This is a genomic window from Kitasatospora acidiphila, from assembly GCF_006636205.1.
Taxonomy (GTDB): Bacteria; Actinomycetota; Actinomycetes; order Streptomycetales; family Streptomycetaceae; genus Kitasatospora; species Kitasatospora acidiphila.
In genome coordinates this window covers 3,830,437-3,852,473 of record NZ_VIGB01000003.1, presented here as the reverse complement: position 1 = coordinate 3,852,473, position 22,037 = coordinate 3,830,437, and the positions used below count along the sequence as shown (strand labels likewise).

General features: G+C 71.0%; 19 protein-coding genes, 1 tRNA gene and 1 pseudogene. 13 read left to right on the top strand and 8 right to left on the bottom strand.

The features are described 5' to 3' along the window. Positions 1 to 39: 39 nt before the first annotated feature. From E6W39_RS17955 to E6W39_RS17940, 4 genes and pseudogenes are all read left to right on the top strand, one after another. Positions 40 to 453: a MerR family transcriptional regulator gene (locus E6W39_RS17955; RefSeq protein WP_141634378.1), complete on the top strand. Its 414-nt coding sequence runs from the start codon at positions 40 to 42 to the stop codon at positions 451 to 453. After that, positions 446 to 772: a thioredoxin gene (trxA, locus tag E6W39_RS17950; protein WP_323809049.1), complete on the top strand. Its 327-nt coding sequence runs from the start codon at positions 446 to 448 to the stop codon at positions 770 to 772. The genes E6W39_RS17955 and trxA overlap by 8 nt, the downstream gene beginning before the upstream one ends. Positions 773 to 1,058: 286 nt before the next feature. Continuing rightward, on the top strand, positions 1,059 to 2,384 hold the full coding sequence (aspS, locus tag E6W39_RS17945; RefSeq protein ID WP_141634377.1) for an aspartate--tRNA(Asn) ligase: 1,326 nt from the start codon (positions 1,059 to 1,061) through the stop codon (positions 2,382 to 2,384). A gap of 185 nt (positions 2,385 to 2,569) precedes the next feature. Next, positions 2,570 to 3,678: pseudogene (locus tag E6W39_RS17940) on the top strand (ADP-ribosylglycohydrolase family protein). A gap of 111 nt (positions 3,679 to 3,789) precedes the next feature. On the opposite strand, the gene E6W39_RS17935 reads toward E6W39_RS17940, so the two are convergent. The 3 genes from E6W39_RS17935 to E6W39_RS17925 all read right to left on the bottom strand — a co-directional run bounded on the left by E6W39_RS17935 (position 3,790) and on the right by E6W39_RS17925 (position 5,878). Further along, complete coding sequence (locus tag E6W39_RS17935; protein ID WP_141634376.1) at positions 3,790 to 4,002, bottom strand: DUF397 domain-containing protein; 213 nt, start codon at positions 4,000 to 4,002, stop codon at positions 3,790 to 3,792. Then, positions 3,977 to 4,855 carry a helix-turn-helix domain-containing protein gene (locus tag E6W39_RS17930; RefSeq protein ID WP_141637806.1) on the bottom strand — a complete coding sequence of 293 codons (879 nt, stop codon included), beginning with the start codon at positions 4,853 to 4,855 and terminating at the stop codon, positions 3,977 to 3,979. Before E6W39_RS17930 ends, E6W39_RS17935 begins: the two co-directional genes overlap by 26 nt. A gap of 282 nt (positions 4,856 to 5,137) precedes the next feature. Then, positions 5,138 to 5,878: a GOLPH3/VPS74 family protein gene (locus tag E6W39_RS17925; protein ID WP_141634375.1), complete on the bottom strand. Its 741-nt coding sequence runs from the start codon at positions 5,876 to 5,878 to the stop codon at positions 5,138 to 5,140. 998 nt (positions 5,879 to 6,876) lie between these two features. Here E6W39_RS17925 and E6W39_RS39435 point away from each other — a divergent pair. Beyond that, positions 6,877 to 7,386: a hypothetical protein gene (locus tag E6W39_RS39435; protein WP_181799315.1), complete on the top strand. Its 510-nt coding sequence runs from the start codon at positions 6,877 to 6,879 to the stop codon at positions 7,384 to 7,386. Further along, entirely contained in the window at positions 7,356 to 8,555 is a 1,200-nt protein-coding gene (locus E6W39_RS39430; protein ID WP_181799314.1) for a D-alanyl-D-alanine carboxypeptidase, read from the top strand. Before E6W39_RS39435 ends, E6W39_RS39430 begins: the two co-directional genes overlap by 31 nt. A 66-nt stretch (positions 8,556 to 8,621) precedes the next feature. On the opposite strand, the gene E6W39_RS17905 is transcribed toward E6W39_RS39430, so the two are convergent. After that, positions 8,622 to 9,392, bottom strand: coding sequence for a polyprenol monophosphomannose synthase (locus E6W39_RS17905; protein WP_228718202.1), 771 nt, complete (start codon positions 9,390 to 9,392; stop codon positions 8,622 to 8,624). A gap of 288 nt (positions 9,393 to 9,680) precedes the next feature. Between E6W39_RS17905 and E6W39_RS17900 the strand changes: the two genes are divergently transcribed. Both E6W39_RS17900 and E6W39_RS17895 read left to right on the top strand, forming a co-directional pair. Then, positions 9,681 to 11,249: an APC family permease gene (locus tag E6W39_RS17900; RefSeq protein WP_141634374.1), complete on the top strand. Its 1,569-nt coding sequence runs from the start codon at positions 9,681 to 9,683 to the stop codon at positions 11,247 to 11,249. Positions 11,250 to 11,289: 40 nt separating this feature from the next. Continuing rightward, the gene (locus E6W39_RS17895; protein ID WP_141634373.1) at positions 11,290 to 12,957 is read left to right on the top strand and encodes a flavin monoamine oxidase family protein; all 1,668 of its coding nucleotides are present in this window, start codon (positions 11,290 to 11,292) and stop codon (positions 12,955 to 12,957) included. 7 nt (positions 12,958 to 12,964) lie between these two features. Here the strand turns inward: E6W39_RS17895 and E6W39_RS42990 are convergent, their stop codons facing one another. Further along, positions 12,965 to 13,093 (bottom strand): hypothetical protein, encoded by a 129-nt coding sequence (locus E6W39_RS42990; protein ID WP_267286699.1) that lies wholly within the window; start codon positions 13,091 to 13,093, stop codon positions 12,965 to 12,967. A 119-nt stretch (positions 13,094 to 13,212) separates the two neighbouring features. Here E6W39_RS42990 and E6W39_RS17890 point away from each other — a divergent pair. The 5 genes from E6W39_RS17890 (at position 13,213) to dnaK (ending at position 19,692) form a co-directional block, all read left to right on the top strand. Beyond that, positions 13,213 to 13,285 (top strand) — tRNA-Arg (locus E6W39_RS17890). A 201-nt stretch (positions 13,286 to 13,486) separates the two neighbouring features. After that, the gene (locus tag E6W39_RS17885; RefSeq protein ID WP_181799313.1) at positions 13,487 to 15,226 is read left to right on the top strand and encodes an alpha/beta hydrolase; all 1,740 of its coding nucleotides are present in this window, start codon (positions 13,487 to 13,489) and stop codon (positions 15,224 to 15,226) included. After that, on the top strand, positions 15,219 to 15,803 hold the full coding sequence (locus E6W39_RS17880; protein ID WP_141634371.1) for a hypothetical protein: 585 nt from the start codon (positions 15,219 to 15,221) through the stop codon (positions 15,801 to 15,803). The genes E6W39_RS17885 and E6W39_RS17880 overlap by 8 nt, the downstream gene beginning before the upstream one ends. Before the next feature lie 371 nt (positions 15,804 to 16,174). Next, positions 16,175 to 17,668 carry an IMP dehydrogenase gene (locus E6W39_RS17875; RefSeq protein ID WP_141634370.1) on the top strand — a complete coding sequence of 498 codons (1,494 nt, stop codon included), beginning with the start codon at positions 16,175 to 16,177 and terminating at the stop codon, positions 17,666 to 17,668. Between the two features lie 179 nt (positions 17,669 to 17,847). After that, entirely contained in the window at positions 17,848 to 19,692 is a 1,845-nt protein-coding gene (gene dnaK, locus E6W39_RS17870) for a molecular chaperone DnaK (RefSeq protein WP_141634369.1), read from the top strand. Between the two features lie 32 nt (positions 19,693 to 19,724). Here dnaK and E6W39_RS17865 read toward each other — a convergent pair whose 3' ends face one another. From E6W39_RS17865 to E6W39_RS17860, 3 genes are all read right to left on the bottom strand, one after another. Next, complete coding sequence (locus tag E6W39_RS17865; RefSeq protein ID WP_181799312.1) at positions 19,725 to 20,672, bottom strand: transporter substrate-binding domain-containing protein; 948 nt, start codon at positions 20,670 to 20,672, stop codon at positions 19,725 to 19,727. 266 nt (positions 20,673 to 20,938) lie between these two features. Further along, positions 20,939 to 21,061: a hypothetical protein gene (locus E6W39_RS42985; protein ID WP_267286698.1), complete on the bottom strand. Its 123-nt coding sequence runs from the start codon at positions 21,059 to 21,061 to the stop codon at positions 20,939 to 20,941. A gap of 34 nt (positions 21,062 to 21,095) precedes the next feature. Continuing rightward, the gene (locus E6W39_RS17860; RefSeq protein WP_228718201.1) at positions 21,096 to 21,968 is read right to left on the bottom strand and encodes a carbon-nitrogen hydrolase family protein; all 873 of its coding nucleotides are present in this window, start codon (positions 21,966 to 21,968) and stop codon (positions 21,096 to 21,098) included. Positions 21,969 to 22,037: the final 69 nt, after the last annotated feature.

The window sequence follows — 22,037 nt, the reverse complement described above, 5'->3', positions numbered from 1 at the left end:
GGTCTACCGTCGAGGAGGAAGAGCGGGGAGGCGGGCGCGATGCGGATCGGTGAGCTGGCGGCACGGGCGGGAACGACCACCCGGACGCTGCGGTACTACGAGTCGCGCGGCCTGCTCACCGCGCGCCGCAGCGGCAACGGCTACCGCAGCTACGGCGAGGCGGAGTTGCAGCTGGTCCGGCAGATCCGGCTGCTGCAGGACTTCGGCTTCGAGCTGGAGGACACCCGCCCGTTCGTGGAGTGCCTGCAGGCCGGGCACCCGGAGGGCGACTCCTGCCCGGCCTCGCTGGAGGTGTACCGGCGCAAGCTGGCCGAGCTGGACGCCTGCCTAACCCGGCTCGGCGAGGTGCGCGAGCAGGTCGCCGGCCAGCTGGCCCGTGCCGAGCTGGCGGCGACCGCCGCCGAGCCGCGCTGCGAACTGACCGACGAGTGGAGGAGCAGGGACGATGGCTGACGGACTGACCCAGGTGACCGACGCGACCTTCGCCGACGAGGTGCTGGCCAACGACCTCCCGGTGCTGGTGGACTTCACCGCCGACTGGTGCCCGCCGTGCCGGCAGATCGCCCCGGTGCTGGCCGCGGTGGCATCCGAGGAGGCGCACCGGCTCAAGGTGGTGGCACTGGACGTGGACCACAACCCGCAGACCCAGGCGGCCTACGGGGTGCTGTCGATGCCGACCCTGATGGTGTTCCGGGGCGGGCAGCCGGTGAAGTCGATGGTGGGCGCCCGCGCCAAGGCCCGCCTGCTGCGTGAGCTGTCCGAGGTGCTCTGACGGCGCGCCGCGCGAATCTCGTTGCCGCAGCCGGGGGCCGGTCCCTATGCTCGGTGCCCCGACGCGGCGACGGAGACGAGTAGTCGCGGGACCATGCGAGCCGAGAGAGCCGCCGGCAGCTGTGAAGGCGGCCTCGCATCCCGTGGCGAAGACACTCCCGAGGGTCGGCAGGCAGGACCGAATGAGGCCGTCGCCCCCCGGGCGGCGGCGAAAGCGCGGTGGCACCGCGAGTCACCCTTCTCGCCCGCGCTTCCAAGGGATCAGCCGAGGTCCGTGGAGGACTACGATGATCCACCCCACCGAGAGCACCACCCGCACCCTGGTCTCCCAACTGCGTTCGCGGATCGGGCAGACCGTCACCGTGTGCGGCTGGGTGCAGACCTCACGCCTGCAGAGCGTGATGCAGTTCGTCCTGGTCCGCGACCACACCGGCACCGTGCAGCTGACCCACCGGCGGGACGGCGGCGCGTTGGAGGCCGTGCTGGACGGCGCGGCCACCGAGTCGGCGGTCCGGGTGACCGGCCGGGTGGTCGACAACCCGGTGGTCAAGCTGGGCGGCCTGGAGATCGTCCCGGAGGCGGTCGAGGTGCCGGCGCCGGCCACCGCCCCGCTGCCGATCGACGAGCAGTCCGGTCCCGAACACCGGCTGGACTGGCGGTTCCTGGACATCCGACGGCGGCCCGCCGCCCGACTGGGTTTCACCGTGGCCGCCACCCTGGAGCAGGGCCTGCGCGAGTACGCCCAGGCGCACGGCTGCACCGAGCTGCACACCCCGAAGCTGATGGGCACCGCCTCCGAGTCCGGCGCCGAGGTCTTCCGGGTCGACTACTTCGGCCGCAGCGCCTACCTCGCCCAATCCCCGCAGTTCTACAAGCAGATGGCGATCGCCTCCGGCATCGACCGGGTCTTCGAGGTCGGCCCGGTGTTCCGCGCCGAGCCCTCGTACACCTCCCGGCACGCCACCGAGTTCACCGGGGTGGACGTGGAACTCGGCTGGACCCGCGACGCGGAGGAGGTGCAGGCCTTCGAGGAGGGCATGATCGCGCACGCCCTCGCCCTGGTGGCCGAGCGCCACGGCGCGGAGATCCAGGCCGAGTTCGGGGTCGAGGTGACCGTGCCGAAGACCCCGTTCCCGCGGCTGGCCATGGCCGAGGCACAGGAGTTGCTGCGCGGCGCGGGCTGGGACCCGGAGGGCGGCAAGACCGACCTCGACGCGGAGGGCGAGCGCCTGCTCGGCTCGCTGATGCGGGAGCGGACCGGGCACCAGTTCGTCTTCGTCACCCACTATCCGGCGAGCATCCGGCCGTTCTACCACGCCCGCCCGGCCGGCCGGCCGGACCTGACGCTCAGCTTCGACCTGCTCTGGCAGGGCCTGGAGGTCACCACCGGGGCGCAGCGCGAGCACCGCTACGACGTGCTCGCCGCCCAGGCCGCCGAGAAGGGCATGTCGCTGGAGCCGCTCACCGACTACCTCAACTGCTTCCGCTACGGCTGCCCGCCGCACGGCGGGTTCGGGATGGGCCTGAGCCGGATGCTGATGGTGCTGCTCGGGCTGGGGTCGATCCGGGACGCGGTCTTCCTGTTCCGCGGGCCGAACCGGCTGACGCCCTGACGCCCTGACACCGTGACGGACTGTCGGCTGCTGTGGCGGGCGAGCTTGTAGTAGCGGCAGGCTTGTTGTGGCGGACGAGCTTGTTGTAGCGGACACGTCGCGATCGGTCGCCTCGACGAACTACAGTGCGAGGCGCCCGGTCGGCCCCGGGCGCCGTCCCGTCGCCCAGTGAAAGGCCGTCATCCGTGATACCTCTGTGGTCGCGCGCCCAGCAGCAGGACTACCGCAGCCGGGTGCGCGGAGTGCTGCTCGGCGGGGCGCTCGGCGACGCGCTCGGCGCCGGCATCGAGTTCGACTCGATCGAGGCGATCCGCGCAGCCCACGGCCCGGACGGTGTCACCGGGTTCGCGCCCGCCTACGGGCGGCGCGGGGCGGTCACCGACGACACCCAGATGGCGCTGTTCACCGTCGACGGCCTCATCCGGGCCCACGTCCGGCAGGCCGTCGGCGGCTGGCATCCGCCCACCGACGTGCAGCACGCCTATCTGCGCTGGGCCGCCACCCAGGCCGACTGGGGGCCGGACGAGCGCCGCGCCGACCTCGGCTGGTTGGGCCGCGAGGAGTGGCTCTACGCCCGGCGGGCGCCCGGCCAGGCCTGCCTGTCCGCGCTCACCGGCCCGGACGCCGAGCGGCTCGGCACCCTGGACCAGCCGAAGAACCCCGAATCCAAGGGCTGCGGCACGGTGATGCGGGCCGCGCCGTTCGGGCTGCTGATCGGCTGGGACCCGGCGCTGGTGTGCCAACTCGCCATCGAGTGCTCGGTGCTGACCCACGGCCACCCCACCGGCTACCTGTCGGCGGGCGCCCTGGCGGTGATCGTGCACACCGTGCTGCGCGGCGGCACCGTGGAGGAGGGCGTGGAGCTGGCGCTCGCGCTGCTGGCCGAGCGGCCGGGCCACGAGGAGACGGCGGGGGCGCTGCGCGGGCGCTGGCGGCGGTGCGGGCCGGTGAGCCGTCGCCGGCCCGGGTGGCCGAGCTGGGGGAGGGCTGGGTGGCTGAGGAGGCGCTGGCGATCGGCGTGTACTGCGCGCTGGTGGCCGAGGACGTCCGCTCGGGGCTGCTGCTGTCGGTCAACCACTCGGGGGACAGCGACTCGACCGGGACGGTCTGCGGGAGCCTGCTGGGCGCGCTGCACGGGGAGACCGCGCTGCCGGGGGAGTGGCTGGCCGAACTGGAGGGCCGGGGCACCATCCTGCAACTGGCCGACGATCTGGTGCTGGAGCTCAGCCAGGGGGCCGAGTTGCACGGGCCCGGCGCAGGGCCGGCCTGGCGGGAGCGCTACCCCGTGGGGTGAGCGGCAGCGCAACCGCCAGGCCGGATCCGGGACTTGCCCGAGGTCTTGCTCAACGTGCCGATGTCCGGCTCAAGGTGCCGAGGTCTTGCTCAACGTGCCGACGCCGCAGGGTCAGCAGCCGTCGAACCGCCCGCCGGCCGCCGCGCCGGCGAAGGCCCGCCAGGCGGACCGGGAGAAGTGCAACCGGGGGCCCGCCTCGTCCTTGGAGTCCCGGACCGCCACCACGGCCGGTGCCGGTTCGGCGACCTCCACGCAGTTCCCGTTCGGACCGCTGTGGCTGCTCTTGCGCCAACTCGGTTCAGCGCTCTGGGCCTTGAATCGCATTCTCGTATGCCTCCGCATAGGTATTGATCAACGACCGGGATTCCGCGACGCCGAACGCGGCCGCGCGCAGGTGGTCGTAGAGACCGGTATAGCGGCGGACATCCTGGTCCTTCTCCAGGTAGAGGTCGCTCGTCACACCTTCGAAGTAGACGACCGTCGAATCGGCTGACTCGGGGAACTCCAGGAGGGAGAATGTCCCGGTCATTCCGGGGTGGGCGCCGTACTGGAAGGGCACCACCTGGATGTTGACGTTGGCGCGCTCGCTGACATCCAGCAGCTTGCGCATCTGACCGGCCATCACCGCCGGCCCGCCGACCTCCCGGGCCAGCACCGCCTCGTCTATGACCGACCAGAAGCTGGACAGCTGGTCCTCGCCGGACAGCCGGTCCTGCCGCTTGAGCCGGACCTCCACCCGCTGCCGCATCGCCTCCATGGTGGTGTCCGGCTGGGTGCCGAGCACCGAGGCCTCCGCGTACTCGCGGGTCTGCAGCAGCCCGGGCACGAAGGACGACTCGTAGGAGCGGATCGAGTACGCCTCCATCTCCAGGCCGATGTAGACGCTGTACGGGATGTCGCCGAAGTCGTTCCACCAGCCGCGCTGCTCGGACTCCTTGGCCATCTCCATCAGGCTGTTGCGCAGCTTGGCGTCGGTGACCTCGTAGACGTCGCACAGGTCGCGGACGTCGCGCGGGCTGATGCTGCGACGGCCGTTCTCCAGGCGGCTGATCTTCGACTGCGAGACGATCAGGCGCTCGGCGACCTGCTCGGCCGTCATGCCCTTCTGCTCGCGCAGTCGGCGCAGCTCAGCGCCCAGCCTCCGTCGGCGGACTGTGGGATTGACGCTGGCGGACACATCGACCTCCGGCAGTACCTCTGGGGTGGATGGCGGTGCGGGGTGGTGCACGGCCGGTGCGGCGGAGCCGGCCGGTGTGTCGCCCGCCCCGCCCTCGGCTTTCAGCAGCATGGCATCCCCGATGGCAATGCCGCCGGGATATGCGCCCAGCAGCCCCGGACTCTGCCAAAATCCGGCGGAGTCGGGCGTCGAAGTGGTAATGGGATGGAACGACGGCGGGGCGGCCGCCCCGCCGCAGTTGCGTGGGCGACCGCCCCGGAGGCCGGTGTCATGCGGTAGGTGTCAGGCCGTGCGGGCGCCGACCCTGCCCGCCGCCGCCACCGATCCGCCACGGGACCCGACGGACCCGTTGCGGGCCGCCGGTGCCCTGCCCGTGGTGCTGGGGCGGGACTGCTGGGCCGGCAGGCCGTTCTGCACGTCCATCACGGCGTGCGCGACCATGCCGCCGAGGGGGTCGTAGCGGATCAGGTCGCGCAGCCGTGACCGCGACGACCTGCCCTCGTTGCCCGGGTAGAGGTGCTTGCCCAGGCCCACCGCGTGTGCCAGTGCGGCCAGCGCTGCCGTCCGGGGGTCCGGTGGCACGCCGGTGCGGATCGCGGTGTCGAGGCGCTGCTTGATGGCGGCGTTGGTGCAGTCGTCCGACGCCTGGTAGCGCGTCGTCGGCAGCACGCCGCACACCTGCCCCGGCACGGCGGCCACCATGCCGCACCGCTCCAGGTGCGCCAGGTAGGTCTGCCGCAGCCCCAGTCGGGGCCCGCCGATCCAGTGCGCGGCACGCACCGGACTGCCGCGGCGGCGCAGCAGCTCCAGCGCGTGGTCCAGGGTCGGATCGCCGGTCGGGCGGGCCAGGATCACGGCGATCCGGTCTCCGTCCGGGACGATCCGTCCGGCCAGGGACAGCTCGACGAGCTGCGCCCCGGCGAGTCCGAGGTCGAGGGTCTGCGGCTGTGCCGTGGTACCCGTGGTCGGGTCCAGAGCGAGCAGCAGGAGTTCCTCGGGAATTGTTCTACGACTCTTGCCCATCCAAGCCTCCCCGCGTGGATGAATGACAGCGTGACGCCTCTCACACGGACTTGTCGAGTACGCCTCCGAATCGTGACCTTGCCCGGGGAACTGGCCATCGATACCTGAATGGCCCTGCCAGGACTGCCCGATGAGGCGGAACCGGCGCCCGGCGCGCGGATGTCCTTGCCGATGCCGAGTCAGAAGGGCGCAATAACCGCCGGTGGAACGGGGTGTGGCGGGCAGCGGACGGCTCACGGCTGGCGGAGACTGTAGCGGTGCACCGGACGGCCGAGTCCGTGGCACCGCGCGGCGGCATGTGGACACGGCATGCGAAGCATGTGACCAACGAGGAGGTCGGGAAACGTGGGCGAGGCCCCGGAGAAGGTGAAGGACGGGGAGCGGGAGCAGCCCGCAGGCGGCGCCGAGGCGGTGCCGCCGGAGACGGCCGCGGCGGCCGACGGCGGCGCGACCGTTCATCTGCGCGTCCGTGATGTGGACAGCGCGACCACCTTCCTGCGGGTGCCCGAACCGGAGCCGGAGCCCGAACCGGAGGAGCCGGCCGAGTCGAAGGCGCAGGCGGTTGATCCGCGTCTCGCGATCCGGGACGGCGAGTCGGCCGCGGACGAGACGGACGACGAGGCTGACGCGGCGGACGACGAGGCGAAGGCGGAGGCCGAGGCGGAGACCGAGTCCGACGCGGCGGACGAGTCTGCCGAGGAGTCGGAAGAGACCGAGGAGCCGGTCGCTCCGGCGGCTGAGGAGGAGTCCGAGAAGGAGCCCGTGGACGCGTCGAAGGACGAGTCCACGGAGGAGGAAACGGACGAGGGGACGAATCGGAGGACGAGCCCGAGGGCAAGTCCGAGGGCGAATCCGAGGGCGAATCCGCGCAGGAGTCTGACGAGGAGTCCGAGGACGAGGCCGACGACGAGTCGCCGAAGATTGCCGCGCCGTCGGGTGATACAACGTCAACTCAGGCCCCGCTGGCCACCCCCGCCACCGCGGGCGCCCCCAAGGGAGTGTTCGGTCCGGCTCCCGATCTTGACGAGGAGCCGCCGGCCGCCAAGCCGGACGCCGAGCGCACCATGATGCTGGCCGCGCCCGTCACCAAGCCCGCCAAGCCTGCTGCCGAGCCCGACACCAAGCGCAAGCCCGAGCCCGAGCCCGAGCCCGAGCCCGAGCCCGAGGCCAAGCCCGAGGCCAAGCCCGAGGCCAAGCCCGACGCCGAGCGCACCATGATGCTGGCCGCGCCCGCCGCACCGGACACCAAGCGCACGGTCCTGTCCTCCCCGGCCCCAGCCCCGTCTCCGGCCGCCAAGGCCGCCAAGCCCGCCCCCAAGCCGGCCCCGGCGCCCTCCGCTGCCGCGACCCCCGCCGCCCAGCCCCAGCCCGCCCCGCAGCCCGTCCCCAGCCCGCCCCGGCGGCCCAGCCCCAGCCCCAGCCCGCCCCCGCCGCCGCCCCGCGCATCCCCCCGGTCCGCCGGGCCCTGCGCAGCGCCGTGCTCTGGGGCCTGGTCGCCGTGCTGGTGATCGGCGCCCTGGTGGCCGCCCAGCTGCTGCGCCCGCTGCCCGCCCCCAAGCTCCAGCTGAGCGCCCCGACTTCCTACACCTTCACCGGCGCCCCGGTCGCGCTGCCCTGGCCCACCAAGGGCCAGGCGGCCGCCGAGGTGATCGGCCTGGGTCCGCTCGGCAGCTCGGGTCCTGACCACCACCCGGTGCCGATCGCCAGCGTGACCAAGGTGATGACCGCCTACCTGGTGCTGCAGAAGCACCCGCTGAAGCGCGGCGAGTCCGGTCCGACGATCACCGTGGACAAGGCCGCCGCCCAGGAGGCCAACGACCCCGACCAGTCCAGCGCCAAGGTCGTCGAGGGCCAGCAGCTCAGCGAGTACGAGGCGTTGGAGCTGCTGATGCTGCCCAGCGCCAACAACATCGCCCGGCTGCTCGCCCGTTGGGACGCCGCCGGCTCCGAGCAGGACTTCGTCAAGCAGATGAACCAGCAGGCCGCCGCCTTCGGCATGGCCGACACCACCTACGCGGACCCCGCCGGCTACAACTTCACCGGCACCAAGAGCACCGCCAAGGACCAGCTGAAGCTCGGCGAGCAGGTGATGGCGAACGAGGTCTTCCGGGAGATCGTCTCCGAGAAGTCGACCATCATCGCGAACAACGTCATAAAGAACACCAATGAGCTGATCGACCCGAAGACCGGGGTGATCGGCGTGAAGACCGGCTCCTCCAACCCGTCCCTCAGCTGCCTGATGTGGGCGGCGACCAAGGAGGTCGGCGGCACCCAGCAGCTGCTCCTCGGGGTGACCCTGGGCCAGCCGACGACCGCCACCGACGACATCATCAAGGCCGCCCAGACCGTCAGTTCGAAGATCATCACCGCGGGCCAGTCCGCCGTCACCGGCAAGACCCTGGTCAAGCAGGGCGAGCAGGTCGGCTCCGTCTCGGACGGCCTGGGCGGCCAGGTGCCGCTGGTGGCGGCCAAGGACCTGGTGGTGCCGGGCTTCACCGGCATCGCCACCACGGTGGCCTACCAGCCCTCCGGCAGCCTCGGCCACACCGCCGCCGCGGGCACCCAGGTCGGCGTCCTGACCGCCGGCAGCGGCCCGGGCCAGGTGCAGGTCCCGGTCGTCCTGCAGCGCGACCTCGCCCCGCCGTCGATCATGTCCCGCCTCACCCGGCTCGGCTAGCGCCCCCGGAACGCAGCGCGGCCCGCACACCTCGGGGTGTGCGGGCCGCGCTGCTGTCGCGCCGGGTCAGCGGCGCTTCTTCTTGCCGGTCAGCTTGGCGAACCGGGACTGCATGCCCCAGACGGTGACCCGCCAGAGCGCCTCGAACACGATGTTCTTGCTCATCTTGGAGGCGCCGTGCTCGCGCTCGACGAAGGTGATCGGCACCTCGGCGACCTTGAAGCCGCTGCTCACCGAGCGGAACGCCAGGTCGACCTGGAAGCAGTAGCCGGCCGAGGCGACCTGGTCCATGCCCAGGCCGAGCAGGGTCTCCTTGCGGAACGCCCGGTAGCCGCCGGTGACGTCCCGGATCGGCACGCCCAGCATCAGGCGGGAGTAGGTCGAGCCGCCGCGGGAGAGCAGCAGGCGCGACTTCGGCCAGTTGACCACCCGGCCGCCGGGCACCCAGCGCGAGCCCAGCACCAGGTCGGCGCCGCGCAGGCCGCCGAGCAGGCGGTAGAGCTCCTCCGGCTGGTGCGAGCCGTCGGCGTCCATCTCGACCAGCACGTCGTAGCCGTTGTCGATGCCCCAGCGGAAGCCCGCCAGGTAGGCGGCGCCGAGGCCTTCCTTGCCCTTGCGGTGCATCACGTGGACGTTGCCGTCGACCGCCGCCATCTTGTCGGCGACCTCACCGGTGCCGTCCGGGCTGTTGTCGTCGGCGACCAGCACGTGCACCTCGGGAACGGCCGCGCGGACCCGGGAGACGATTCGCTCGACGTTCTCGATCTCGTTGTAGGTGGGGATGATGACCAGCACCTTGCCGAGATCGGCGAAGGAGGTCTCCAGGGGCGCAGTCACGCTAGAGCCTTTCAAGGTTGCTCCCGCGTCCAGCCGAGGAGCACGGGGTGTCTTGCCAAGAGCCGATGGTAGCGACCCGAAACGGGCGCTGGTTAGCCAGCCCGAAACCGGCCCCTGGCTGGGCTGCTTACCAGCGGTGACGCGGGTGTGACGCGGGCAACACTCCGTCAAAGTGACGGGGGCAACACCTGACTGTTTGCTGGTTGTGACCCGCGTTACCCGGACAAGATCCTGACGGTCCATCGGCTGTGACGAGTCGGCCGGCAGGGCCCCACCGAAGGAGCGCGGATGTCAGCTGGGACCGGAGCGCGGACGCCGGAGGGCGGCACGGTCGAGGGCGGAGTGGACCGGCTCAAGGCCAACTCGGTGGGCCTGGTCGGCGTGGTCTTCATGTCCGTCGCCACCGCCGCGCCGATCACCTCGATGACCGGCAACCTGCCGATCATCGTCGGTTCCGGCAGCGGCGTCGGCGCCCCCGCCGCCTACATCTTCGCCACCGTGGTGCTCACCGTGTTCTCGGTCGGCTACGTGGCGATGGCCCGGCACATCACCGCCGCCGGCGCCTTCTACGGCTTCATCTCGCACGGCCTGGGCCGGGTGGTCGGGATGGCCTCCGGGCTGCTCGCGGTGCTCGCCTACATCGTCTTCGAGGCCTCGATCATCGGCTTCTTCTCCTACTCGCTGCAGGGCCTGGTCGCCTCCCAGCTCGGTCTCCACCTGGCCTGGGGCTGGTACGCGATCCTCGGGCTGCTGGCGATCGGGGGAATGGCCTTCTTCGACATCCACCTGACCGCGAAGGTGCTTGGCGTCGCCCTGGTGCTGGAGATCGCGGTGCTGGCCGCGGTCTCGGCGGCCGTGGCGGTCAGCGGCGGCGGCCCGGACGGCATCCCGCTGGCCGCCGTCAACCCGGTCAACGCCTTCCACGGGGTGAACGGGGGCGGCACCGCGGCGGCCGGGCTCGGCCTGTTCTTCGCCTTCTGGTCCTGGGTCGGCTTCGAATCCACCGCGATGTACGGCGAGGAGTCCCGCGACCCCAAGCGGGTGGTGCCCCGGGCCACCCTGATCGCGGTGATCGGCGTCGGCGTCTTCTACGTCTTCGTCTCCTGGATGATCATCTCCGCCAACGGGGTCGACAACGCGATCCACATCGCGGCCGGCCTGGTGCCCGGCAAGGACGGCAACAACCTGTTCTTCGATCCACTGGGTTCACACTTCGGCGCCTGGGCGGTGAACGTCTTCCAGTGGCTGGTGGTCACCAGCTCCTTCGCCTGCGCGATGGCGTTCCACCAGTGCGCCGCCCGCTACCTCTACGCGATCGGCCGCGAGGGCTTCATCCACCGCGCGCTGGGCCGCACCCACCCCCGGCACGGCTCGCCGTTCGTCGCCTCGGCCGTCCAGTCGGTGATCGCGCTCGCCCTGGTCACCGCGTTCCTGGTGACGGGCAAGGACCCGTACGTCCACCTCTACAGCCTGCTGGCGCTGCTCGGCACCATGGCGATCCTGATCGTGCAGACGCTCTGCTCGTTCGCGGTGGTCGGCTACTTCCACGTGCAGGGCAGGCACCCCGAGACCCGGCACTGGCTGCGCACCCTGGTCGCGCCGCTGGTCGGCGGGGTGGCGATGGCCGGCGTGGTGACGCTGCTGGTGCTGAACCTGGGCACCGCGGCCGGCCCGGCCGCGTCCACGCTGCTCTTCAAGCTGATCCCGTACCTGGTGATCGGCACCTTCCTCGGCGGCATCGGGCTGGCGGTCTACATGAAGCGCCGCAGCCCCGAGCGCTACGCCCGGATGGGCCGGATCATCCTCGAGGACTCCGCCGAGCGCGCCACCGACCAGCCGGTGCCCACCGGCTCCTGACCCCTCAGACGACCCCCGCTCCCCGCCGAGAGGACCCTTCATGCCCCGCACCAACCCCCTGCACGCGCTGCGCAAGCTGGCCGGCGAGCACGCCGCCGCCGACCGGCTGCGGCTCCCGGTCGGCGAACTGCGCGAGCTGCGCTCGGACGCCGCCGCCGAGCCGAGCGGCCCGGGCCGCCGGGACCTGCTGCGCGCCGCCGCCCTGGCCGGGGTGGCGGTGGCCGCGGCGGGCAGCGGGCTGGCGGCCGCTCCCCGGGCCCGGGCGGCCGACCTGCCGGCGGTCCGCAAGGACGCCCGGATCGCCGTGGTCGGCGCCGGCATAGCCGGCCTCAACGCCGCCCTCACACTCCACGACGCCGGTGTGAAGTGCACCGTCTACGAGGCCAACCCGGACCGGATCGGCGGCCGGATGTACTCGCAGACGCGCTACTGGAGGAACGGGCAGACCAGCGAGATCGGCGGCGAGCTGATCGACACCGACCACGTCACGCTGCTCGCCCTCTGCAAGCGCTTCGGCCTGCCACTGGTCGACTTCCTGCACTCCGGCCCGGCCGGCGCCCGTGAGGTGCTCTGGTTCGACGGCCGCTACTACCCGCGCGCCCAGGCAGACCTGGACTTCGCCCCGGTCTGGCGCCGGCTGCAGGCCGACAACTCGGCCGCCGGGAGCGTCTCCTGGGACTCCTCCAGCGCGGCCGGCCGGGCCTTCGACGCGATGACCATCCGCGACTGGATCGGATCCCGGGTGCCCGGCGGGCTCCACTCCCAGCTGGGCCGCTGGTTGGACGTCGGCTACAACGTCGAGTACGGCGCCGACACCGACATCCAGTCCTCGCTGTCGATCATCCAGCAGCTGGGCGGCCAGGACGATCCGGCGCACTTCAACCTGTGGGGCGCCAGCGACGAGCGCTACCACGTGGTCGGCGGCAACGACCAGGTGCCGCACGCCATCGCCGACGCGCTCCCGGCCGGCACCATGCGCCCGGGCCACGAACTGCTCGCGATCCGCGCCAACGACGACGGCACCCAGACCCTGACCTTCTCGGTCGGCGGCACCCTGAAGACGGTCACCGCCGACCACACCGTGCTGGCCGTCCCGCTCGGCGTGCTGCAGCGCCTGGACTACTCCCGGGCCCGCTTCGACGACCGGATGACCCGCCTGCTGAAGGCGGCCCGGATGGGCTCCTGCACCAAGCTCAACATGCAGTTCCACCAGCGCACCTGGCTCGGCACCGGCCCCTGGCCGGGCGTCGCGGCCGGCGACCTCTTCAGCGACCTGGACTTCCAGCAGACCTGGGACACCACCAAGCCGCAGCCCGGCACCAGCGGCATCCTGCTGCAGTACGGCGGCGGCTCGCTGGCCCACTCGCTCAGCCCGTCCGGCCCGTTCGACACCGCCCAGCAGGACCCGTACGTGGCCGCCACCGCCCGCCGCATGCTGGGCCTGGTGGACCGCGCCTACCCCGGCACCAGCGCCCAGTGGAACGGCCTGGCCCAGCTCTCCGCCTGGCACCGCAACCCCTACTCCTGGGGCGCCTACTCCTACTACCCGACCGACTACATCCACCGCTTCGCCGGCTACGAGGCGGCCCGCCAGGGCAACGTCCACTTCGCCGGCGAGCACACCTCGGTGGACTTCCAGGGCTTCATGAACGGCGGCGCCGAGACCGGCGAGCGAGTCGCCGAGGAGCTGCTGGCCGCGCTCGCCTGACGCCGGCTCAGCTCTCCTCGTCCTCCTGCCGGTCCCGGGCCAGCGACTCCTTCAGCCCGTCCAGCAGGAGGACGAAGTTGTCCAGATCCCCGTTCTGCAGCACTTCGGTCCCCGTGGTCACGCTCGTGTCACTCATACCGACGACGCTAGCCGCCACCAATCAACAACGGATAAGCGCAACGCCGGACGGCCCGACTACCCTTCGTAACCAACCTTTTCTCCCGGCCGCGATCCGCTAGGCTGTCGGCAGCGCAAGCCCCAGTAGCTCAGGGGATAGAGCACAGCTCTCCTAAAGCTGGTGTCGCAGGTTCGAATCCTGCCTGGGGCACACCATGCGCAGGCCCCCTCGGGTGATCATCTGAGGGGGCCTCAGCCGTTCTGCCGCCTGTTGCCGTTGCGCCAGTTGCTGATGACTGTGAACGCTTTGCGGCGGCGGCCTTCGCCCGGTAGCGGGCCAGTCGGCGCGCTAGGCTGCGGAGCGCGACGTGGGGGACACGGTTCGCGAGGGGGAGACGGGGGAGACCGAGCGATGGACATCGCGACCCTGAAGAACGCCGACCTGGTGGCCCTGCAGGGGGCTCAGAGCGCCTATGCGCAACTGGTCACCGCGTTCGGCCACCACGTTGACGACTGGCGCAGCCAGGTGACGGGCGGGCTGGACAAGGAGCCGTGGACCGGCAGCACGGCCGTGCAGGTGCGGGGCGATCTCGCCACCTTCGACAGCAAGTTGCAGGCCGCGCATGACGAACTGAACCTGGTCAGCGCGACCTTGGCCGATGCGGAGCAGTCGTTCGCGATCGCCCAGGCGCAGTTGATCCAGGCGCTGGACGATGCCCAGGCCGCGCACCTCACCGTCAACCCCGACGGCAGCATGACCTGGGACAACGACAAGTCGTCGCCGACCTACGCGGGAGACGACGCGCAGGCGAGGGCCACCGACATCGGCAGCCGGATCACCCAGGCGCTCGACGAGGCCGCCCAGGCCGACCAGCTGATCTCCTCGCGGCTGAAGCACTTCAACGACAACGCCACCAGCGGCACCGGCCTGGACAGTGCCACCGCCGGGGCCGACCAGCAGACCGAGAACAACCGGGAGAACATCCCCCAGCAGGGCACCGACCCGAACAAGGTCAAGGCCTGGTGGAACGGCCTGACGCCCGCCGAGCAGCAGGACCTGGTCAACAACCACCCGCAGGACATCGGAAACCTCGACGGCATCCCCTCCGCAGACCGCGACCAGGCCAACCGCATCGGCCTGACCCGGATCCAGAGCGATCTGCAAGCCAAGATCGCCGCGCTCGGCCCGGAACCGCCGATGTTCGACGGGACGGTCTCCGGCGGCTTCCCGATCCAGACCGGGGCGTACACGGAGTGGAAGCAGAAGCACGACGCGCTGCAGGGCCAGTTGGACCAGTACAACCACATCCAGGACCGCCTGAGCGCGGATGACCAGGCCTATGCGAAGGACCCGTCCAGCCACCCCAGGGACTACCTGCTCGGCATCAGCACCCAGGGCCAGGGCCGCGCGATCCTCTCCTTCGGCAACCCGGACACGGCGAAGAACGTCAGCGCGTACGTTCCCGGAGTGACGACCACGCTCGACTCGCTGCGCCCCATGGATCCGAGTCAGACACCCGGTGAGAACGAGGCGGACAACGCCCTGAGCGTCTGGACGGCGGCGGACAGGAGGCCGGGCGGCCAGCCGACCGCGTCGATCGTCTGGCTCAACTACGATCCGCCGTCTTCTCTCACGGGCGGCATGGACACCGGAGCGGCTGACGCCGGCGCACCCACCTACGCCAAGTTCCTCACCGGAATCCGGGACACCCACCAGGGCGCGCCGCCGCACGTGACCTCGATCGGTGACAGCTACGGCTCGTACCTCGCCACCGAGTCGGCGAAGCTGGCGGCCGACCAGCCCGGCACCTACAGCCCGCCCGACGACCTGGTCCTCACCGGAAGCCCGGGCGTGCCGGTGGCGAAGGCGTCGGATCTTCACATGAACGGTCATGTGTGGGTGGGTACATCGCCCTTGGATCCGGTCCATCTCATCACCTCGGGCACGCCTGCCGGATTGGGCCCCGCCGACCCCGCCGACCCTTCATGGGGAGGGAACAACTTCACCGTTGCCAACGGCACCATCGGGGGCCTGGGTGGAAACAACCACACCGCGTATCTGACGCAGCGGGGCGGCCCCTCGCTGCCGAACATCGCCAATATCGTCACCGGGAACTACGGTGACGTGAACCTGGAGCCGCCCCGTGAGTGACGGCCCCGAGAAGAAGCGCCGCAAGTGGAGCTGGGCTCTGGTGGCCGTGCTCATGCCTGTGGCACTGGTCGGCGGCGGTTGCTGGCTGCTCAACGACCACCCGGTGGTCTCCCGGGCCACCGCGATGGCAGAGCTCGACTCGGCAGTGGACGGCTCTCTCGGTGCGATCAATCCGCCGCTGTCCTCGGCCAGCCTGGGTTCTTACGATGTGGCCCCGGATGTCCAGTTCACAATCGACCTCACATTGAAGAAGACCGGCACCGCGAGTTTCAGCCGCCAGCAGGTCGTGCTCACCGACATCGTGCCGGCCAAGTTCGCGACGTTCAGGGAGCAGGAAGAGAAGTACTGGAGAAGCCACGGATACACCGACATCCACGAGAAAACGGAGACGACGATGGGCGGCCATCAGCATTACCTGCTGTCCGCCACGTCGCCCGCAGGCGTACGGATCGCGGTGACCCTGGGGCATCCGGACCGCGCCAGTGCTGATGTCATGGCCATCGTGGACTGGGTGGAGTTCAGCAAAGGGGGCACTGGCAGAGCCCGCAGCCGCCCGGGCCCAAGGTCGGCGTCGTGACTGACTGGCCCGTGGTCGACGACCCGTTCTGGTCACACTGAATGCCCGTCACCTGAGGGGGTCTCGCTGCAGACCGTGATCAACCGTCACCAGCCGCCGTGGCCAGGGGATCGAACGGTCAGTGCGATATCATCCGGCATGGCGTGATGGAAGTTCAGCGCCTGTGCAGCACCGTCCAGGTCGGGTCCGCAGTGCTTTCGCAGTCGATTCCGCCGCGCGTGCGAGCACTGCCACGCCGGGTGTGCCCGCTCTCGAAATCCAGAGGGCGTGTTCTTCCCACCGCGCGCTACCGGCCGGCGACGATCCGCACCGCCCGCCCGAGCCGCGCCAATTCACCGGTACTGGTTTGCCGGCTCCTTTCTGGAGACGACGTGAAAATCCTCCCCGAGATCTCTCGTACGCTCAGTGAGTACCTCCTCATCCCGGGCCTGACCACAGAAGACTGCACTCCGGACAATGTGGATCTCGGGGCGCCACTGGTGCGTCACCAGGTCGGCGAGGAGCCGAGGATCCGGGTCGCCACGCCCATGGTGAGCGCCATCATGCAGGCGGTCTCGTCGCCGGCGCTGGCGGTGGCGCTGGCGCAGGTCGGCGGGCTGTCGTTCATCCACCAGAACCAGCAGATCGAGGACCAGGCCGCGGACGTGCTGGCGGTGAAGCGGCACAAGGCCGGCTTCCGCACCAGCGAGGTCACCGTGGCGCCGCAGACGCCGCTCGGCGAGCTCGCCCGGCAGCTGTCCGAGGCCGAGCAGGGGGTGGCGGTGGTCACCCGCAGCGGGGATGCGGACGGCGAGTTCCTTGGGATCATCAGCCTCGACGACTTCCACCTGGAGCGCCACGGGGCCACCGAGACCGCCGGCAACCGGATGCGGGGCCGGGACGGCCTGGTCACCGCGCCGGCTTCGGTCACCCTGTCCGAGGCGAACGAGCTGATCTGGCGGCACCACCTGGACGTGCTGCCGGTGCTCGAGGACGGCCGGGTCGCCTCCCTGGTCCTCAAGCGGGACTACCAGGCCCACAAGACGTACCACCGGGCGACGGTGGACAGCGAAAAGCGCCTGCGGGTGGGCGCCGGCATCAATTCCCGTGACTACAAGGACCGCATTCCCGCCCTGGTGGAGGCCGGTGCGGACGTGCTGTGCCTGGATTCCTCCGACGGCTATTCCGTCTACCAGGCGAAGACCCTCGAATTCGCCCGGGAGACGTACGGGGACGATGCTTTCGTCGGTGCGGGGAACGTCGTCGACGGGCGGGCCTTCCGCTATCTGGCCGACGCGGGAGCTGCGTTCGTGAAGGTCGGGATCGGCGGCGGCGCCATCTGCACCACCCGGGCGCAGAAGGGCATCGGCCGCGGGCAGGCCTCCGCGCTGCTCGCCGTGGTCGAGGCGCGCGACGCCTACGCCCAGGAGACCGGCGTGTACGTGCCGCTGTGCTGCGACGGTGGCCTGCTCAACGACTCGCACATGGCGATGGCGCTGGCGATGGGGGCGGACTTCATCATGCTCGGCCGCTACTTCGCCCGCCTCGACGAGAGCCCGTCGCGCAAGCTCCAGATCGGCGGCCAGTGGTACAAGGAGTACTGGGGTGAGGGCTCGCAGCGCGCGCAGAACGCGGCCCGCTACGGTCAGCGCGGTCAGATGGTCTTCGAGGAGGGCGTCGACGGCTACGTGCCCTACGCCGGCAGCCTGTACGACAACGTGGAGCGGACCCGGGCGAAGCTGATCTCCACGATGATCAGCTGCGGGTCGACGAACCTGCGGGACTTCCACCGGGACGCGGTGCTGGTTCCGGTGTCGGCGGAGTCGTTCAAGCAGACCGGGGCGGAGATCGAGGTCCGCCGGCCCGCCATCGACGCCGGGCAGTGAGCTGACCGGCCGGGCTGCCGCCCGGCCCGGAGCGGCTCCGCGCCACCGGCGTGACTGCCGGTCGGCGCGGGGCCGTTCGCCTGAGCACCACCTGAGGGCGGCCGACGGCGCGCGTAGGGTGGGAGGTACTGGCCGGTTGTTCCCGGGCGCCGTGTGGTGCCGTGGAGAGGAGGCCTGCGATGGCTCGCGCGGTCGGTATCGATCTCGGAACCACGAACTCGGTGGTGTCCGTCCTGGAGGGCGGCGAGCCCGCCGTCGTCGCGAACGCGGAGGGCACCCGCACCACACCGTCGGTGGTGGCGTTCGCCAAGGGCGGTGAGGTGCTGGTCGGTGAGATCGCCAAGCGGCAGGCGGTGACGAACGTGGACCGCACCGCCCGCTCGGTCAAGCGGCACATGGGCGAGGCCGACTGGCGGTTCCCGGAGCACGGGGACGTGGACGGCAAGCGGTACACCGCGCAGGAGATCTCCGCACGGGTGCTGCAGAAGCTCAAGCGGGACGCGGAGGCGTACCTCGGCGAGCAGGTCACCGACGCGGTGATCACCGTGCCGGCGTACTTCAACGACTCCCAGCGCACCGCCACCAAGGAGGCCGGCGAGATCGCCGGGCTGAAGGTGCTGCGGATCATCAACGAGCCGACCGCCGCCGCACTCGCCTACGGCCTGGACAAGGAGAAGGAGCAGACGGTGCTGGTCTTCGACCTCGGTGGCGGCACCTTCGACGTGTCGCTGCTGGAGATCGGCGAGGGCCTGGTGGAGGTCAAGGCCACCAACGGCGACACCCACCTCGGCGGCGACGACTGGGACCAGCGGATCGTCGACCATCTGGTCACCCGGTTCAAGAACGCCTACGGGGTGGACCTCTCCAAGGACAAGATGGCGGTGCAGCGGCTGCGGGAGGCCGCGGAGCGGGCCAAGATCGAGCTGTCCGCGGCGACCGAGACGCAGCTCAACCTGCCCTACATCACGGCCTCCGCCGAGGGCCCGCTGCACCTGGACGAGAAGCTCACCCGGACCCAGTTCCAGCAGCTGACCGCCGACCTGCTGGAGCGCTGCAAGAACCCGTTCCACCAGGCCGTGAAGGACGCCAGGATCGACGTGTCGGACATCGACCACGTGGTCCTGGTCGGCGGCTCGACCCGGATGCCCGCGGTGACCGAGCTGGTCAAGGAGCTGACCGGCGGCAAGGAGCCCAACAAGGGCGTCAATCCGGACGAGGTCGTGGCGATCGGTGCCGCGCTGCAGGCCGGTGTGCTGAAGGGCGAGGTCAAGGACGTCCTGCTGCTGGACGTCACCCCGCTGTCCCTGGGCATCGAGACCAAGGGCGGCATCATGACCAAGCTGATCGAGCGCAACACCACGATCCCGACCAAGCGTTCGGAGATCTTCACCACCGCCGAGGACAACCAGCCCTCGGTGCAGGTGCAGGTGTTCCAGGGCGAGCGCGAGATCGCGGCGTACAACAAGAAGCTCGGCATGTTCGAGCTGACCGGTCTGCCGCCGGCGCCGCGCGGCCTGCCGCAGATCGAGGTCACCTTCGACATCGACGCCAACGGCATCATGCACGTCGGTGCCAAGGACCTCGGCACCGGCAAGGAGCAGAAGATGACCGTCACCGGCGGCTCGGCGCTCCCGAAGCAGGACATCGACCGGATGGTCCGCGATGCCGAGGAGTACGCCGCCGAGGACCGCGCCCGCCGCGAGGCCGCCGAGACCCGCAACCAGGCCGAGCAACTCGTCTACACCACTGAGCACTTCATCCGGGACAACCAGGACAAGCTCCCCGCCGAGGTGCGCACCGAGGTCGAAGCGGCGGTCGCCGAGCTGAAGGAGCGGCTCAAGGGCGAGGACGGCCCCGCGATCCGGGCCGCGAGCGAGAAGCTCGCCGAGGTCTCCCAGAAGCTCGGCCAGGCCATGTACGGGCAGGCGCAGCCGGGCGGCGGGCCCGCAGACGCCGCCGGCGAACCGGCGGAGGACGAAGTCGTCGATGCCGAGATCATCGACGACGACAAGCGCAAGGAGTGACCCGAGGCGGGTGAACTCCTCGTGTTGGGCGCCTAGTTGGTGTACTGCGCGGGCGGCGGCGGGATTTCGGCCTGGCCGGGTACGTAGGGCTTGATCCACTTGTTGTAACTCGTCTGCCAGGAACCGTTGGTGCGGTAGGTCTCCAGGGCCTGGTTGATCCAGGAGGCGAGGTCGCCTTCGCCGAGGGCGGTGGCGATGCCGTACGGCTCGTCGGTGAGCTGGTCGCCGACCACGGCGGTCTGCGGGTCCTGGGCGGCGAGGCCGTAGGCGATGGCGTCGTCGGTCAGGATCGCGTCCGCCTGGCCGAGTTGGAGCTTCACCAGGCAGTCCAGTTCGGAATCGGCCGTCACCAGCGGCAGGGCCGCCCGGTACTTCTGGCTGCCCTGCGGAAGCTTCGAGTCTGCGGTCAGGAGGTCGGAGGCGGTGGAATTGGTGGCCGTGCACACCCGCTTGCCCTTCATCGCGTCCGGCCCGCTTTCGCCGGTGTGCGCCTGGGAGCTCGGTATCAGCACCCGCTGCCCGGCCTCGAAGTAGACGGTGGACATGGCCACTTTGGTGCGGCGGTCGCAGTTGATCGTCATGGTGTGCACCACGAAGTCCACGTGCTGGTCTCCGGTGGCATTGAGGTGCGGTATCCGCTGGTCGTCGTCGAGCCCGACCCAGTTGATCCTCGGGTTGCCGGGCAGCGACTGGGCGATCGCGCGGGCGATGTCGACGTCGAACCCCGCAGGCTGCCCGTCCGGGCCCAGGAAGCCCCAGTGGTAGTCGTTCAGGTCCACCCCGACGGTGACCGACCCCTTGGCCTGGATCGCCTTGATGGTCTGCCCGTTGAGGTCCTCGTGCGGCTGGAACGGGCTCGCCTTGCAGTGGGGGTCGCTGGGGTTCGCCGCCGCCTGCGCGCCTGCCGCGAGCGCCTGCCCGGGTGCCGCCGCCGAGCCGGCGGTGGCGACGGTCCGCGGGCTCGCCGGTCCGGCGGTCATGAGTGCCACCAGGACCGTTCCAGTGAGTGCCAGTAATCCGGTGGCTGTGTGCAGCCGCATCGGTTCCCCTCCCGCATGCCGTCCCGACCCCTGCCGCCAAGTATGGTGCAGGAGTGTAGAAATGACGCAGCGTCGGAACAACTCGCAAAGCACTCGTGGGTGCTCGGTGAGCGCCGGCAGTCACAGGACGCGGCGTGCGGGCCGAACGGTTCCGGTCGGTCAGTGCACGAGGCATCAGGCGGGGATCGCCGGCCGGAACACGGCGCTCAGGATGGCGGCGGCGCGGTGCGGCCCTTGCGGTGGTCGCCGCGCGGCACCAGGGCCGGCGCGGTGTCGCCGTACGCGCCGCAGGCGGTCGCCGCCCAGGGGGAGAGGTGCTGCGGCACCACCAGTGCCGGAACACCCCAGCCCCTCGTCGGCCGGTCAGCCCATGGTGACCCGGTTGCGCGGCCGGGCGGCGATGGCGGCGTCGCGGTCGGCGATGTCGGCCAGCATCCTCAGGTCGGCCCGGACCTCGCGCAGCACCGCCGGGTCGAGGTCCGCCACTGCCAGCCCGGCCGTGGTCTCGCCCGCGTCGGCCAGCAGGTGCCCGTCCGGCCCCCAGATGGAGCTGCCGCCGCAGGTGTCGAAGTCGCCGGTGGCGCCGATGTGGTTGGCCAGCAGCACGTAGCAGGTGTTGTCCAGCGCCCGGGCCGGGAACCAGACGGCCCGCTGGGTGCGCCCGCCGCCGGTGCCGAACAGGGCGCCGACCAGGTAGGCGTGGCAGCCGTCCAGCGCGGCGGCGCGGGCGTGCTCCGGGAATCCGGAGTCGTAGCAGATGCCCAGCCCGAGCCGCCAGCCGTCCAGCTCCAGGGTGCAGCCGGCCTCGCCCGCGGCGAAGATCTTGGGCTCCACACCGAACTGGTGCTGCTTGTCGTAGCGGGTGAGCAGCGAGCCGTCCGGGCCGAAGACCAGCGCCGAGATCCGCAGCACGCCGGCCGCGTCCCGGGTGGCGGCGCCCAGCACGGCGGCGGTGCCGGTGCTGCGGCAGGCCTCGGCGATCGGAGCCAGCCGGGGATCGTCCTCGGTCACCGCGTGGCGCACCGGGTCGGCGGCGATCAGCTCCGGCTCGTAGCCGGTGAGGAACTTCTCGGCGAACACCACCAGGCGGGCGCCGTCTGCGGCGGCCTGCTCGATCAGCGCGGCGGCCTGGGCCACATTGGCCTCGACGTCGCCGGCGACGACCGGGGACTGGGCGGCGGCGATCCGCAGCGGGGAGGTGGGGAGGGCGGCGGACATAACCTGAGCAGCTGTCATGTGTGGTCAGCCTATCGCCAGGCACTGCCGCAGCGACAGCTCCCCGGGGCCGCCCCCACCGACAGCTCC

Coding starts and splice junctions, on each gene's coding strand:
- E6W39_RS17885 (WP_181799313.1), top strand. CDS start 13,487: ATGGACATCGCGACCCTGAAGAACGCCGACCTGGTGGCCCTGCAGGGG.
- dnaK (WP_141634369.1), top strand. CDS start 17,848: ATGGCTCGCGCGGTCGGTATCGATCTCGGAACCACGAACTCGGTGGTG.
- E6W39_RS42990 (WP_267286699.1), bottom strand. CDS start 13,093: ATGAGTGACACGAGCGTGACCACGGGGACCGAAGTGCTGCAGAACGGG.
- E6W39_RS17955 (WP_141634378.1), top strand. CDS start 40: ATGCGGATCGGTGAGCTGGCGGCACGGGCGGGAACGACCACCCGGACG.
- E6W39_RS17935 (WP_141634376.1), bottom strand. CDS start 4,002: ATGCGATTCAAGGCCCAGAGCGCTGAACCGAGTTGGCGCAAGAGCAGC.
- E6W39_RS17895 (WP_141634373.1), top strand. CDS start 11,290: ATGCCCCGCACCAACCCCCTGCACGCGCTGCGCAAGCTGGCCGGCGAG.
- trxA (WP_323809049.1), top strand. CDS start 446: ATGGCTGACGGACTGACCCAGGTGACCGACGCGACCTTCGCCGACGAG.
- E6W39_RS17865 (WP_181799312.1), bottom strand. CDS start 20,672: ATGACCGCCGGACCGGCGAGCCCGCGGACCGTCGCCACCGCCGGCTCG.
- E6W39_RS17900 (WP_141634374.1), top strand. CDS start 9,681: ATGTCAGCTGGGACCGGAGCGCGGACGCCGGAGGGCGGCACGGTCGAG.
- aspS (WP_141634377.1), top strand. CDS start 1,059: ATGATCCACCCCACCGAGAGCACCACCCGCACCCTGGTCTCCCAACTG.
- E6W39_RS17925 (WP_141634375.1), bottom strand. CDS start 5,878: ATGGGCAAGAGTCGTAGAACAATTCCCGAGGAACTCCTGCTGCTCGCT.
- E6W39_RS17860 (WP_228718201.1), bottom strand. CDS start 21,968: ATGACAGCTGCTCAGGTTATGTCCGCCGCCCTCCCCACCTCCCCGCTG.